This window comes from Flavobacterium sp. P1_E4, assembly GCF_056405915.1.
This window is the reverse complement of the sequence record NZ_JBFUBE010000003.1, coordinates 209,730-226,142: the sequence shown is the minus strand read 5'-3', so window position 1 is coordinate 226,142 and position 16,413 is coordinate 209,730. Positions and strand designations below refer to the sequence as shown.

Genomic DNA, 16,413 nt, shown 5'->3' with positions numbered 1-16,413 from the left:
TTTCATTATATATTTTTATTTCTTAAAATTTTAACACTCATTTTTCGAAATCGAAAACGTTTTCGGTCTTACTACAACGTTATAGTTTTGTTTTTCTTAAAATTTTCTTAATAAAATAACTATGTTTGATTTTATATTTTAAACAAATAACCAAATTATTAACTAACTTATTTATTACGTATGAAAAATAGTCTACAAAAAGGCTTAATGGTTTTCATAACCATGCTATGTACTAGCTTGATATATTCGCAAGATGTATCAGGACTGGTGACTGATGCGAGTGGCCCACTCCCTGGGGTTTCGATATTAGTAAAAGGAACAAAAACGGAGACACAAACTGATTTTGATGGAAAATTTACAATTAAGAATGTGGGTTCAGACGCAGTCTTAGTTTTTACTTACATTGGTCTTAAAACTCAGGAAGTAGGTGTTGGGGGTAAAAGCACTATAAATGTAAAGATGGCACAAGATCAAAGCCAATTGAATGAAGTTATTGTAGTAGGTTATGGTTCAGTAAAAAAGAAAGATGCTACTGGCGCTGTCGATATGTTAAGTTCAAAACAATTTGACAACATATCAGCGACTTCTCCATCAGAATTATTGAGAGGAAAAGTATCTGGGGTACAAGTAACGCAAACTAGTGGTGAACCAGGAGCTGGTGTTACAGTAAGAATTAGAGGTAACTCATCTATTCGTTCTGGAAATAATCCATTATATGTTGTAGATGGTGTTCCATTAGATGGGGGAGAAGTTTCTTCTGCAGGAGCTACTATTGCGGATCTAGGTGCGTCTTCTGCTAGAAATCCTTTGAATTTCATTAATCAAAATGATATTGAAAGTATTTCTGTTTTGAAGGATGCTTCTTCTACTGCAATTTATGGATCTCGCGGAGCTAATGGTGTAATTGTAATTACAACCAAAAAATCGAAAACAAAAGCTCCTACATTGACATTCAATTCTTCTGTTAGATTCAGTACTATGTCGGGAGATTTTAAATTGTTAAACGGTGATGAATTTGTTGCTGCTGGAGGTCCAGATACAGGATCAAGATCTTACAATTGGGAAGATGCTATTTTGAGAAACGGATTTACTTCTAATAATGATTTATCCATTAGTAGTGGAACTGAGAATTCTAATACAAGATTCTCTTTAGGCGCCAGTTCAACAGATGGGATTGTAAAAAACACAGGTATAGATAAATATACCGCTTCATTTGCAAATTCAAATGATTTTTTTGGTGGTGTACTTAAGGTTGATACTAATTTATTATATGCAGGACTTAAAGATCAAACTACTTTACTTAGTAATGATGCTGGTTTTATCGGGAATTTGATAGGTACGGCTTTGTATTGGAATCCAACGAATCCTATTTATGATGATTCGCCTGATGGATATTACAATCCAGGATATGTAGCAGATGATCCATCGACACCGGAGGATGAATATAAATATGGTGCTGACGATTATTTGAATCCAGTTCAATTGTTAGATGCCTATGATGACCATACTCAAACAAACAAAGTTCTTGGAAGCATTGCCGCAACATTAAAACTAGGAAATCATTTCAAATATAAATTCTTATTTGGAATTGAGTCATCGAATTCTACAAGAAAACGTCAAATATTGCCTACTATTTATATTAATAGTGTGGATTTAAAGAAGAATGATGCTGCAAATGGAGGTGTTGATAAAAGAGGAATGGGTGAAATATCCGGTGTAAGCAAGTTCAATAAAACAATAGAACATACATTGACTTACGATAATAAATTTAGTGACAATGTATCTCTTAATGCATTGGGCGGTTTTTCATATTATTCTTATGATACAGAAGGCTTTAGCGCAAGAGGTATTGGTTTTGTGCCGGAACAAACTTTGATTGTTGATAATATTCAAGGGGGTATTGCTCAGGAGTTTAGAAATACTTCTTTCAAAAACAGAATTGAATTGCAATCTTATTTTGCTAAAGCTGAAGTTACATTGTACAAAAATTTAATTGTAAATGGGTCAATTCGTGCGGATGGATCAACAAAACTTGGAGAAGATAACAAATGGGGTTATTTTCCAGCAGCTGGTGCAGCATATAAAATTATAAACAATAAAGAAGGAGCTTTAAATGATATTAAAGTAAGAGGAAACTGGGGTATTACTGGAAATCAAGAATTTCCTGTGAACTCAGCTGTTTCAAAATCTAATTATGGAAATGGTGGTTCTCCACAAACTGTATCTGGTGCAAATAACAAGTTACGTTGGGAAACTACTACTTCGTATGGAGTTGGAATTGATTTTGAATTTTTAAATAATCGTTTGTCAGGTTCGTTGGATTACTACAAAAGAGATACCCAAGATTTAATTGCACCAGTACCTCAAGCTTCAACGCAACCGGGTCCCGCTTCAAACAGAAGTGTTAATTTACCAGGTAATTTAATCAATGATGGTATTGAGGTGTCATTAAATTATAAAATTATCGACAGCCAGGATATGTCTTGGAACGTTGCTGCAAATGCTGCCTTTTTGAAAAATAAAATGACAAACTTTGGTTCTGTTTCTTTATTGGCAGGAGGTATTAATGGACAAGGTTTGTCTGGAGCTAATGCTGAAATTATAAAAGATGGTTATCCATTATATACTTACTTTCTATATGAATTTAGAGGGTATGATGCAGCAGGTAATTCTATTTATGCAGCTTCAGATGGATCGGATACTGGCTTAGGAAATGCTGATAAAAAATTATTAGATAAACAACCTTTGCCAAAAATTAATCTTGGCTTTTCAACTTCCTTTTCTTACAAAAGTTTAGATGTAGGAATGTCATTCTATGGTGCTTTTGGCCATTATTTATATAATAACACGGCAAATGCTTACTTTTTCAAAAGTGCATTGTATGGAGGTAGAAACGTAACTCCTGAAGTAGCAAGTTCTCCTCAAAACGGAAGTGATCCTAACTCACCATCTACTAAATATTTAGAGAGTGGGGACTTCTTGAGAATGGGCAATTTAACAGTTGGATACACCTTCAAAGGGGCTTTTATGGATAAAATAAAATTAAGTTCTGCGCGTTTATTTGTTAGTGGTGAAAACTTATTTGTAATCACAAACTATTCCGGATTTGACCCAGAGGTAAATACTGACAAAGCTCTTAATGGAGTTCCTTCTGCAGGTATGGATTATTTATCATATCCAAAAGACAAGAGTGTTTCTGTAGGAGTTAGTGTAACATTTTAATTAAGAAAACAATGAAAAGAATAAATATAATTAAAAGCATCTTTTTTATTGGTACAATCGCTTTTGGTGTGAGTTGTACAAATTTAGATGAAGAAGTTTTAGATGGTTTCGTTACAAGTGGTGATGGAGGAAATGTGAATACTGGTAGCTTTTTGCAGTCCGCTTATGAAGGATTAAGAGGATTTCAGGACCAGGACAAAATGTTTACATTACAGGAAATGTCTGGTGACGGATTAGTTGGCCCTACAAGAGGGGGTGACTGGGATGATAACGCAAAATGGAGACAATTTCACGTTCACACGTGGGGAGCGGATAATATTGAAGTTAGAAATGCTTGGAATTCTTTATTGACGAATGTGTACAACTGTAATCTTGTTATTTACAACCAAGCGACTAATTCTCAAAAAACACAAGCCCGTTTTCTAAGAGCTTTCTATTATTACAATGTAATTGATTTCTTCGGTCAGGCACCTTATAGAGAGGAGGGTTCTGCAATCACGGATGATCCTAAATATTGGACAAGAAAAGAGGCGACCGCTTTTGTTATAAGTGAATTAGAAGCTATAGTAGGTTTATTGCCAGCCCGTAATCCAAATGAAGCTAGTATAGCAAATGCCGATGCAGCACATTTTTTGTTAGCTAAATTGTATTTGAATAAAGCTGTATTTAATGCAGAGAATGCTGCAGGACCATACACTTTTGATGCCGCAGATATGAATAAGGTAATTTCACATGTTGATGCAATCACTTCAAGTGGCTTGGCAACTGACTATTGGAGTAATTTTGCCCCGACAAACAATACTTCAAATGAGATTATATTTTCTTCTAAAAATGTGTTAGGTTCAGGTGGAGGAATACAATCAAGATGGAGAATGGGTATGCACTACAATCAAACTCCAGGAGGTTGGAACGGTTTTGCTACAGTGGCTGAGTATTATAACAGATTTGATGCAGCAGATGATCGTAGACAACACACTTCCCCGTCAATTATAGCTAATTTTGGTAATCCAATTGGTTTCCAATATGGGCAAATGTATGCTCCAGGTGGGGTTATTCCTTTGAAAGACAGAAAAGGAAATCCATTGTTTTATACTAAAGAGTTAACAATGATTACTAGTGGGCCTACTTTGGAAACTGCAGGTATCCGTACTCAAAAATACGAACCGGATAACGCCAATTTAGGAAATCCAGAAAATGATTATGTATTGATGCGTTATTCTGATGCTTTGTTAATGAAAGCCGAAGCAGCCTTAAGAGGTGGTACAGGAGGAGCTGCAGTAGCAACAACTATTCTTAATGAAATTGATGTCAGAGCTAAATTACCAGCAGGATCTACTCCAGCAACTTTAGATGGTATTTATCTAGAAAGAGGAAAAGAATTATGGTATGAAGGATGGAGAAGAAATGATATGATTCGTTTTGAAAAGTTTTTGGCACCTAGAGAGTTAAAGCCAATCGCTTCAGATCCAAAATATGCATTATATCCAATTCCGGCGGAGGCATTGTTTAATAAAAATGCTAAACAGAACCCTGGATATTAATAATTTTTTTACTTCATTTTGTTTTGAGTTAGTTATAAAGAGGGTAATTTATTACCCTCTTTATTTATTTAATTTTTTATATTTTTTGCTTTTTTATTACTAATTATTGTATATTTTACACCGTAATAACAGAGCCAATTCCCTAACCAAATACTACCAAATACTATGCGCAATCGAGTTGTCCTATTTTCTCTTTTTATTATTATTTTTTCTAATTGTTCCAAAGAAAATAGCGCTAATGAAAACAGTTTATTTACCAAACTTGAATCTTCAAAAACCGGAATTAATTTTGTTAATGAAGTTAAGAATGGAAAAAACATGAATATTTTCAAATACCGAAATTTTTATAATGGTGGGGGGGTAGCTATTGGGGACATTAACAATGATGGTTTATCTGATGTTTTTTTTACTTCCAATTTAGGGGAGAACAAATTGTACCTCAATAAAGGGAATTTTAAGTTTGAAGATATTTCTAAATCCTCAGGAATTGTAATCTCCAAATCTTGGTCTACTGGTGTCGAAATGATCGATATCAATGGGGATGGATTATTGGATATTTTTGTTTGCAATGCTGGAAATGGTATTGATGCAAAAAGAAAAAGCGAATTATTTATCAATAACGGAAACCTGACTTTTACTGAAAAAGCCGCTGAGTACAATCTTGCCGATACCGGTATTACGACTCATGCTGCTTTTTTTGATTATGATAAGGACGGTGACTTAGATGTTTATATTTTAAATAATAGTTTTATTCCTGTAAGCAGTCTTAATTATTCCAATAAAAGAGAATTAAGAGATAAAGATTGGGCGGTTAGCGATATTTTAAAAGGCGGTGGCGATAAATTGATGCGTAATGATAATGGAAAATTTATAGACGTAAGCGAAGCTGCGGGTATTTATGGAAGCCTTATCGGTTTTGGACTCGGTGTGACAATAGGTGATGTTAATGGAGATTTGTACCCAGATATTTATATTTCAAATGACTTTTACGAACGCGATTATTTGTACATCAATAATAAAAATGGAACTTTTAGTGAGCAAATACAGGGTTGGGCATCGTATACAAGTCAGTCTTCCATGGGGGCTGATATGGCTGATATAAATAATGACGGGGAGCCGGATATTTTTGTTACCGATATGTTACCTGAAGGTGATGAGCGTTTGAAAACCACAACAAGTTTTGATAACTACGATTTATTTACCCGAAAATTAAATTTGGATTTTTTCTATCAATACATGCAAAATACTTTGCAGTTGAATAATGGAAATAATCAATTTCTTGAAATCGCGAATTATGCTGGAGTTGCCAAAACCGACTGGAGTTGGGGTGCCTTGATATTTGATATGGATAATGATGGGTATAAAGATATTTATGTTTGTAATGGAATTAATAATGATTTGACGAATCAGGATTTTATGGATTTTTTTGCCAATGGGATAATTCAAAGAATGGCAGTTACTGGCAAGAAAGAACAAATGGAAAATATTATTGGTAAAATGCCAAGTACTCCAATACCAAACTATGCTTTTAAAAATAATAAAGATTTAACTTTTACCAATGAAATTACTAATTGGGGATTGGATACGCCTAGTTTTTCAAATGGAGCAGCTTATGGTGATTTGGACAATGATGGCGACCTTGATTTAATCGTAAATAATGTTAATCAAGAGGCTTTTGTTTTTCAAAATAATTCCGAGAAAAACAAAGACAATCATTTTATAAAAGTGAAATTGAAAGGCGATAACCAGAATAAATTTGCTATTGGAAGTGTTGTCGAATTATTTTCTGGGAAAGAAACCTTAAGGCAAGAATTAATTCCTTCCAGAGGTTTTCAATCTTCAATAGATTATGTGATGACTTTTGGAATTGGAACCAAAAAAATAGATTCTCTACAAGTAATATGGCCAAACGGTAAATATCAAACCATTAAAAAAGTGGCTAATAATTCGACTGTTAATTTGAATATTGCAGATGCAACTTTAAATTATACTTTCAAAAAACAGAATGTAAAATCGTTGTTTTCGGAAAAACCAAGCTCATTTTTGGCACACAAAGAGAATGACTACATTGATTTTGATTACGAAGGTTTGATTTCGAAAATGCTTTCTCAAGAAGGACCTTCACTTGCCGTAGCCGATATTAATGGTGATGGGAATGATGATGTTTTTATTGGCGGAGCGAAAGGGATGTCAGGGAATATTTATTTAAATAAAGGCAACGATACTTTTTCGATTACTAAACAAAATGATTTGAATGCCGATGCCAATTATGAAGATACTGCAGCGAGTTTTTTTGATGCAGATAATGATGGAGATCAAGATTTAATGGTAGGTTCTGGTGGGAACGAAAAAGCGGATCAGGGAAATTATAAAAACCGTTTGTATTTGAATAATGGAAAGGGAGTTTTTACAAAAAGCAAAACGACTATTCCAACTACCAATAATAACGTTTCTGTAATTGCTGACTGTGATTATGACAATGATGGAGATTTGGATGTTTTTGTGGGAAGTAGGAGTGTGCCAGGAGTATATGGAATTGACCCAAAACAATTATTTCTGGAAAATGATGGGAAAGGGAATTTTACTAACGCTACCGATAAAAAAGCATTCAAACTGAATGAGGTGGGAATGATTACCGATGCCGTTTGGGAAGATATTGACAACGATGGGAAAAAAGATTTAATTGTGGTTGGTGATTGGATGGCTCCTCGAATATTCAAAAATACGGGTCGCCGTTTGGTTGATTTTAAATCTAATCTTACCAATTTAAGTGGTTTTTGGAACGCAGTAAGTTGCGTTGATATAAATAATGATGGCAAGAAAGATCTAGTTTTAGGAAACAAAGGAACCAATACTTCATATAAAGCTTCCGAGAAAAATCCAATGAGAATGTTTGTCAATGATTTTGATAATAACGGGACCATTGAACAAATTACAACACGCTCTATCGATGGAAAAGATATGCCTTTGCATTTGAAAAAAGAATTAGCAGGCCAAATTCCTTCCATAAAAAAGAAAAATTTGAGTTATGCTGACTATTCAAAAAAATCATTTCAAGAAATATTCGCTCAAGACGTAGTTGATAATTCCATTCAGAAAACCGCAACGATTCAGCAAAGTGTAATTGCGATCAATAAAGGAAATGGCAATTTTCAGGTTAAGGCACTTCCAAAAGAGGTTCAGTTCTCGTGTGTTAATACTATTTGCGTAACAGATGCAAATAAAGATGGGATCCCAGATCTTGTTCTTGGAGGTAATCAATATGAATTTAAGCCTCAATTTGGAAGAATGGATGCCAATTGTGGAAGTGTGCTTTTAGGAAGTAAATCGGGTTCTTATTCTTGGTTACCTTATAATCAATCTGGTTTCTTTTTGAAAGGAGAAATCAAGCACATTCAGACTTTGAAGAATAAAAACAAAGGAGTTTTAATACTTACAGTTACAAATGATAATGCCCCAAAAATATTTAAGAGCAATGAATAAGTTTTATAGTTTAGGATTAGTTGCATTGCTTTTGTTAAGTTGTTCGGAAAAACAAGATCGTTTGTTCGAAAAATTAGATTCTACCACTAGCAATATTACTTTTAAAAATGAATTATTAGATTCAAAAAAAATTTCCATTTTAGATTACCTCTATTATTACAATGGTGGAGGTGTTGCCTTGGGAGATGTTAATAATGACGGCTTGGTTGATATTTATTTTACATCAAACCAAGGAAAAAATAAATTGTATCTCAATAAAGGCAATAATAAATACGAAGATATATCTGAGAAAGCAGGAGTTGAAGGTGAAAGCGATTGGAATACAGGAACGGTGATGGCAGATGTAAATGGAGATGGCTATCTTGATATTTATGTATGTGCTGTTGTTGGAATCAATGGTTTTGAAGGCCATAATGAGTTGTTTATTAACAATAAAAACAACACATTTACCGAAAGCGCAGCTGAGTATGGTTTGGATCTCGATAATTACAGCACATCGGTAGCTTTTTTTGATTATGATTTGGATGGTGATTTGGATATGTATTTGTTAAATCACGCAGTACATTCGGAGTTGTCTTTTGGGAATGCCAATATTAGAAATAATAGAAACTATGAATGCGGCGATAAATTGTTTAGAAACGATAATGGAAAATTTGTTGATATAAGCGCTCAAGCTGGAATTTTTGGCGGGGCCAATGGATATGGATTAGGCATTGCTGTTTCTGATTTTAATTTAGATGGTTACCCAGATATTTATATAGGGAATGATTTTCACGAAGATGATTATTATTACCTCAATAATGGAGATGGGACTTTTACAGAAAGTTTGAAAAGTTATTTTGGGCATACAAGCAGGTTTTCGATGGGTGTTGATGTCGCTGATATAAATCATGATGGGTTTCCAGATATAATGTCATTGGATATGCTTCCCGAAGACGAGAAAGTTTTAAAATCATCTTTAGGAGACGATAATGTTCAAATGTTGAAATTAAGAACTGAGAAATATGGGTATCATAATCAGTATACCCGAAATATGCTGCAAATAAACCAAGGAGGGCAACATTTTACAGAAATGGCCTTGTTGAGCGGAGTGGCTGCAACCGATTGGAGTTGGAGTGCCTTATTTGCTGATTACAATCAAGATGGAGAGCAGGATATATTTGTATGCAATGGAATTCCAAAACGGCCAAATGATTTGGATTATGTGAAATACTTTTCGAATGAACAAGTCAAAAGAAAAATCAGCTCGACGAAATTATTAGACAAAGAGGCATTGAAAAAGATGCCAAAAGGGAACGTGACCAATTATGTTTTTGAAGGAGCGGCAGATCTTCAATTTATAAATAAATCAAATCAATGGATTGAGAATGATTCCATTATTTCAAATGGAAGTGGTTACGCAGATTTAGACAATGACGGAGATTTGGATGTGGTAACGAATAACATCAACGAGATTGCATCGGTTTATATTAATCAAACGAATAACAAAGCTCATTATTTAAAAGTAAAACTTCAATTCGCGGGTAAAAATATTTATGGAATTGGAGCTAAAGTAATTTCTTATTCAAAAGGGAAAAAGCAATTTAAAGAATTACAAACGACTAGAGGTTTTCAATCGTCATCAGAACCAATGCTTCATTTTGGATATGGAAAAATTGAAGCTATTGATTCTATAGTAGTAGTTTGGCCTGATAAAACGTATCAGACGTTGAAAAATGTTAAGTGTAATCAAACTTTGACTATAAAGGCAAATGCCAACAGAAAAGCATTTGATTATCAAAAATTACATCCAGCTGTTATTCCTGTTTTCAAGAAAGTTGAAACAGGATTAGGTATTGATTTTACGCATCAAGAGAATGATTATATTGATTTTGTGTACCAAAAACTAATTCCTTATGGACGTTCCGATAGAGGACCTGCAACAACAATTGGAGACCTAAATGGGGATGGCAAAGAAGATATCTTTTTTGGCGGATCCAAAGGAAAAAAATCAGCAATTTATATTCAAAATGCGAATGGGTTTTCTAAAAAAGGGTATGCTGAAATTGAAAAAGATTCTGTTTTTGAAGATGCTTCTGCTGTAATTGGAGATTTTAACAACGACAAAATAAATGATTTGTTCGTGGCTTCTGGAGGTGGAGAAAATGCTTCAAATTTACAAGATCGATTGTATGTTGCCAAAGGAAATCAATTGGTGAATTCAGTTTTGCCTGAACTTTCCCAAAACGCATCAGTAGTAAAAGCTTTTGATTATGATAAGGATGGAGATTTAGATTTATTTGTTGGCAATAATTCGCTAAATAATAGATTTGGAAGTACGTCAGACTGCTATTTGCTAAAAAACAATAAAGGGATATTTTCATTAGCGGAAGCGAAAACATTTGAAGGAATTGGAATGGTTACCGATGTCATTTTTAGTGATTTTAACAAAGATGGTAAAGTTGACTTAATCGTTGTTGGTGAATGGATGAAACCTACCTTTTTTGCTAATAAAAATGGAAAATTTGTTAATGTAACGGAAACTGTTTTTCCTGAAAAAAGTAACGGACTATATCAATCAATTATTCCATTTGATATTGATAATGATGGAGATCAAGATTATTTGGTAGGAAACTGGGGAATGAATTCTAAGTTTAAAGCTTCTCAAGAATTTCCGATGAAAATGTATTACGATGATTTTGATAAAAATGGAACTTATGAAACCATTGTTGCAAAAGAAAAAGATGGAAAATATTATACAATATTGGGACTGGATGAATTGGTGGAAGAATTTAGCGGTTTGCTGAAAAAGAAATTCAATAGCTACAAATCTTTTGCAGGAAAACCACTTGAAGAAGTTTTCGATATGGGAATGCTAGAAAAAGGGAAATTATATGAAGTACATAACTTGAAATCTGGTTATTTAAAAAATGATAATGGGAAATTTACATTCGTTCCGTTTACTAATAAGATGCAAGTGTCGCCTATTACAAGTTTTGTGAAATCCAATTTTGATAACGATGCAAAGGAAGAAGTTTTTGCCGCTGGAAATTATTTTGGAGTTACACCTTATCACAGTCGATTTGACGGATTCTCTGGAGCTTTAATCAAAAATGAGAAAACAATATTCTTAGGAAATCAAATAGGCATTGACTTGACTCAAAAAGCGGTAAGACATTTGAATATTATTCATTTTAATGGTAAAAAATATTTATTGGTTACCATAAATAATAAAAAAGCTGAGGTTTATGAATTACCGATGAGCTCTAATTAACAAAAATAAAACCTACTCAAAATTTAATAATATATAATATGAAGTCTAAATTATTTACGATAGCAGCAGTTTGTTTGCTTTTTATTTCATGTGGGAAAAAAGAAAAAATAGTTGTATCAGCTAGTGATTTCCGTGCTGCGGTTGATACCGTTTCAGAAATAATGATTCATGATATTTTTTCTCCTCCAGTAGCAAGTAGAATATATGCATATCCAAATATTGCAGCTTATGAAGTTATTGCCCAAAATAGTAAAACGTACTCTACTTTGCAAGGTCAGTTGAATGGACTTGATTCTATACCAATATTGGATGCTAAAGCTGGAGTTAACCAAAAATTGGCGGCAATTATTGCACACATGGAAGTGAGTAAGCAATTGATTTTTTCCGAAGAAGCATTAGATAAATATAGAGATAGTTTGTATAAAAAATGGGAAGGTGAAAATTCCAAGGAATTTGAAGTATCAAAAGAGTATGGATTGAAAGTTGCCGAGCGTATTAAAAAATGGATGGGGAAAGATAATTACAAACAAACTAGAACCTTACCTAAATTTTCAGTTTTTGCTAGCCAACCAGGAAGATGGCAGCCAACTCCACCTGCTTATATGGATGGGGTAGAACCACATTGGGGAGAAATAAGAACCATGGTTTTAGATTCGGCTTCACAATTTAAACCATTGCCTGCAATCCCTTTTTCATTAGATAAAAAATCAGCCTATTTCAAGGAGGTAATGGAGATCTATAACATAAGTCTAAAAATATCTGAAGGATTAAAAAAATCCGAAGAATCTAAAAGTAATCCCGTTCCAGAAGAATCAAAAGTTGCAGTTTTTTGGGATTGTAACCCATATGTGACCGTAAGTCAAGGACACATGATGTTTGCCAAAAAGAAGAATACACCGGATGCACACTGGATTGGAATAACTAAAATAGCCTGTGTAAAAACCAATGCTGATTTTGAGAAAACAGTATATGCATACACCAAAACATCAATAGGGATTTTTGAGTCTTTTATCAGCTGTTGGGATGAGAAATTTAAAAGTAATATGGTGCGCCCTGAAACGGTGATTAATCAGCATATTGATGAGAATTGGAAACCATTATTACAAACACCACCATTCCCTGAATACACAAGCGGACATTCTGTAGTTTCAACTTGTTCTGCAGCACTTTTAACTACAATTTTTGGAGATAATTTTGCTTTTGTTGATGATTCAGAAATTCCTTTTGGCTTGCCAAAAAGAAGCTTTACATCTTTTAAAGCGGCTGCAAAGGAAGCTGCTTCAAGTAGAATGTATGGAGGAATCCATTACAGAGCTGCTGTTGAAAATGGAGTTGTTCAAGGTCAAAATATAGGGGATTTTATTATTTCAAAATTGAAGATGGTTAAATAATTATGAAAATTAAAGGTAAAATTATATTAGGATGCAGCTTATTGTTGTCGGTTTTTTTGATTTGGTATCTCTTTATAAAAGAAACTGACTATACCATTTCATTTACTGTTAAAGCAGCGACTGGAACTGTTTTTCAAGGAATTCAAGAGTGGAGTGTTACTCAATTTGAAAAAGAAAAAGAAAATTATAAAATTATTTCAAAGAATAATTTTGATTTCATTCAGCAAAAAATGATTAAGGGCAATTCACAAATGGAGTATACTTGGGAAATGGTCTCCATAAATGATTCAATGACCAAGGTGAATGTGAGTATAAAAGAGTTAGGACATGGATTGTATAATAAAATTACTGCTCCCTTTTGGAATACACCATTTAAAGTAAGTCAGATAAAAAAAATAAAGTCTTTTAAAGAGGGTTTAAATGACCATATTTCAAAATTTAAATACAAAATTGATGGACTAGGTTCGTCAAAAGAAGAGTTTGTGGCTTACATATCATTAAAAAGTGTTTTGCAAACCAAAGCGCAAACGATGATCGGGAATGATGGAGTAATTACGGGTTTTCTACAAACTCATAATATCAAAATTCAAGGAAGACCCTATGTTGAGGTTACAAAATGGGATTTGGATAAAGAAACACTAGATTTCAATTATTGCTTTCCAATTAATAAAAGCACAAAAATTATTGCAGATAAGGATGTGAAATTTAAAACAATTCCAGCAATAAAAGGGTTGAAAGCTACTTATTTTGGTAATATGAGAACTTCGGATCGTTCTTGGTTTGCATTGTTGGATTATGCAAAAAAGAATGGCTATGAGCTAGATAATGTGCCGTTAGAACATTTTCTTGCAAATCCTTTTGATGGGGGAGATGAGCTTACATGGGAAACTCAAGTTATTATTCCTTTCAAAAAGAAATAATTGCTTCAATTCTTTTTGCTTTACGAAAACGTTTTTGGTGTTTTCGAAATCGATTTCGATTTTATATTATGTTTTAATTGCTTGTATAGAATTACTTTTAATTAAATATTAACTAAACCACGGTATGAATTTTAAAGCAAAAATGAGTTTTTGGCAAATTATCAATATGAATGTTGGTTTTTTTGGCATTCAGTATAGTTTCGGATTACAGCAAAGTGCCGTTAATCCAATTTATGATTTTCTTGGAGCAAGTCCAGATCAACTACCAATACTTAATCTTGCTGGACCGTTAACAGGATTGTTGATTCAGCCCATAATTGGTGCTTTGAGCGATAAAACGTGGTCACCAAAATTTGGTGGAAGACGAAAACCATATTTTTTTATTGGTGCATTGGTTTGTAGTTTAGCTTTGTTTCTTTATCCTTTTAGCAGTTCGTTATGGATGGCTGCGGGTTTACTGTGGATATTGGATGTAGGGAATAATACAGCAATGGAACCTTATCGTGCTTTTATTGCCGACAAGTTAGATGAATCACAACAGCCAATTGGTTTTCAGGCTCAAAGTTTTTTTACCGGTTTTGGACAAACATTGGCTAATGTTTCTTTATTTATTTTCCCACTAATTTTTATTGGGACAACGGGAAAATTGCCAACTTGGGTTTTTGCCTCATTTTTTTTGGGAGCAGTTTGTTCGATCGGCTCAGTTTGGTGGAGTTCACATACTACCAAGGAAATTCCTCCTTCAGAGGAAGAGTTAAAAATCATGCAATCGGAATCATTAAATCTTTTTACTCCATTTATTGATATTGCAAAAGCAGTAAAGCACATGCCTAAAGTAATGTGGCAACTTGCGTTGGTTTATTTATTTCAATGGTATGCACTTTTTTGTTATTGGCAAAATTCATCAAAAAGTATAGCACTTTCGGTTTGGCATACAACGCCTCAAAAAGATATGAATTTGTATGGAGAAGCAGTAAGTTGGACGGGTTTAGTAAATGGCTGGTATAATGTCGTAACTTTTTTAGTTGCCTTTGCATTGGTCTATTTTGCTAAAAAATATTCAGCAAAAATGGTGCATTTTACCTGCTTGATTTTAGCTGCAGTTGGATTTTTACTTTTCCCTCATATTGAGAATAAGTACTTATTGTTTCCTGCTATAACTGGTTTTGGAATCGGCTGGGCTAGCATGATGGGAATTCCATATCTAATGGTTGTTTCTCAAATTCCGAAAGAACGATACGGAGTTTATATGGGGATAATCAACATGATGATTGTAATTCCAATGTTTATTCAAACTATTAGTTTTGGATATATTTTAAAGCATTTTTTAAATAATGATCCACGATCAGCAATAACGTTTGCTGGTATTTTATTGCTTTTAAGTGCTGTTTTTACCCTATTTATTAAAACCAAAAAAGAAGTTATCAGTGAATGATTTAGGATATAATAAGGCAATAGAATTACTTCAGAAAGTTTCTTCCTCTGAAGGATTTTTGGCGAGTGCTCAAAATATTTCAAATTACAAAAGAGTTTGGGCTAGAGATGGTGTGATTTGCGGTTTAGCAGCATTAGCATCTGGAGATGAAAATTTGATAGAGACTTTTCGAAAAACACTGGAAACTTTAGCTCGGAATCAACATCATAACGGTACAATTCCCTCCAATGTAATGACTAGCGAAGAGGGCGTGGAAGTAAGTTATGGAGGTCTTGCCGGAAGGGTAGACGCGGTAACTTGGTTTGTAATTGGAATTTGCCAATATGCTTTTCATACCAAAGATTATTCTTTTGTAAAAAAATACGAACCCAATATTGAGAAATGTTTACAGTTGCTTGAAGCATGGGAATTTAATAATAAAGGACTTTTGTATGTGCCTTTATCCGGGAATTGGGCCGATGAGTATATCACGGATGGTTATGTTTTATACGATCAATTGCTTCGTGTTTGGGCTTTGAAAAGTTACAACCATTTTGTAAAAAATGATTCTTTAACCGTCAAAATTGAAATTATAACAACTCAAATAGAATGTAATTTTACTCCTCATTCGGTTGGAGAGAAATACCACGAAAGAGCGTATAAGGAAGTAAATATTAAAGATTATATGCCTTGTTCATTTTCTCCAGCAGGATACAAAACCCAATTTGATGCTTTTGCTAATTCATTGGCTTTGATGCTGAATATTGGGTCAAAAGAATTTCAGAATTCAATAATCAACTATTCTTTAGATCTTAAAAACAAAATGCCATTGCATTTATTGCCAGCTTTTTGGCCTCCCATATATGAAGCAGATTTAGATTGGAATCTTCTTAAAAACAATTGCAAGTACGAATTTAGGAATTACCCTAATGAGTTTCATAATGGAGGTAGCTGGGCTATGGTGAATGGATTTTATGGATTGGCTTTATTATCTAAAGGAAAACAAAAAGAAGCTGATGAAATACTGGATGCCATAAATCAAGCCAATGCTATAGAAGAGTTTAGTTTTTATGAAAATTTCAATAGTGAGACCAAAGTTCCTAATGGTGTGCCTTTTTGTGCTTGGAGTGCTGCGGCGACGGTTTTTTTGCATCAAAATAGGTTTGCTAATTTTAAATTTTTAGTTTAA

At 33.6% G+C, this 16,413-nt stretch carries 9 protein-coding genes; 8 read left to right on the top strand and 1 reads right to left on the bottom strand.

The features are described from left to right. Positions 1-180 precede the first annotated feature (180 nt). Positions 181-3,222: a SusC/RagA family TonB-linked outer membrane protein gene (locus AC1DY0_RS04610; RefSeq protein WP_477187491.1), complete on the top strand. Its 3,042-nt coding sequence runs from the start codon at positions 181-183 to the stop codon at positions 3,220-3,222. An 11-nt stretch (positions 3,223-3,233) separates the two neighbouring features. Continuing rightward, positions 3,234-4,763: a RagB/SusD family nutrient uptake outer membrane protein gene (locus tag AC1DY0_RS04605; RefSeq protein ID WP_477187490.1), complete on the top strand. Its 1,530-nt coding sequence runs from the start codon at positions 3,234-3,236 to the stop codon at positions 4,761-4,763. A gap of 68 nt (positions 4,764-4,831) precedes the next feature. Here the strand turns inward: AC1DY0_RS04605 and AC1DY0_RS04600 are convergent, their stop codons facing one another. Beyond that, entirely contained in the window at positions 4,832-5,095 is a 264-nt protein-coding gene (locus AC1DY0_RS04600) for a hypothetical protein (protein WP_477187489.1), read from the bottom strand. On the opposite strand from AC1DY0_RS04600, the gene AC1DY0_RS04595 reads away from it, so the two are divergent. From AC1DY0_RS04595 to AC1DY0_RS04570, 6 genes are all read left to right on the top strand, one after another. Further along, on the top strand, positions 5,082-8,246 hold the full coding sequence (locus tag AC1DY0_RS04595) for a VCBS repeat-containing protein (RefSeq protein ID WP_477187488.1): 3,165 nt from the start codon (positions 5,082-5,084) through the stop codon (positions 8,244-8,246). The two genes, AC1DY0_RS04600 and AC1DY0_RS04595, sit on opposite strands and share 14 nt — an antisense overlap. Beyond that, positions 8,239-11,499: a VCBS repeat-containing protein gene (locus AC1DY0_RS04590; RefSeq protein WP_477187487.1), complete on the top strand. Its 3,261-nt coding sequence runs from the start codon at positions 8,239-8,241 to the stop codon at positions 11,497-11,499. Before AC1DY0_RS04595 ends, AC1DY0_RS04590 begins: the two co-directional genes overlap by 8 nt. A gap of 38 nt (positions 11,500-11,537) precedes the next feature. Then, positions 11,538-12,890: a vanadium-dependent haloperoxidase gene (locus tag AC1DY0_RS04585; protein WP_477187486.1), complete on the top strand. Its 1,353-nt coding sequence runs from the start codon at positions 11,538-11,540 to the stop codon at positions 12,888-12,890. A gap of 2 nt (positions 12,891-12,892) precedes the next feature. Beyond that, positions 12,893-13,810: a GyrI-like domain-containing protein gene (locus tag AC1DY0_RS04580; protein ID WP_477187485.1), complete on the top strand. Its 918-nt coding sequence runs from the start codon at positions 12,893-12,895 to the stop codon at positions 13,808-13,810. 124 nt (positions 13,811-13,934) lie between these two features. Then, the gene (locus tag AC1DY0_RS04575; RefSeq protein ID WP_477187484.1) at positions 13,935-15,245 is read left to right on the top strand and encodes an MFS transporter; all 1,311 of its coding nucleotides are present in this window, start codon (positions 13,935-13,937) and stop codon (positions 15,243-15,245) included. After that, on the top strand, positions 15,238-16,413 hold the full coding sequence (locus AC1DY0_RS04570) for a glycoside hydrolase 100 family protein (RefSeq protein WP_477187483.1): 1,176 nt from the start codon (positions 15,238-15,240) through the stop codon (positions 16,411-16,413). The genes AC1DY0_RS04575 and AC1DY0_RS04570 overlap by 8 nt, the downstream gene beginning before the upstream one ends.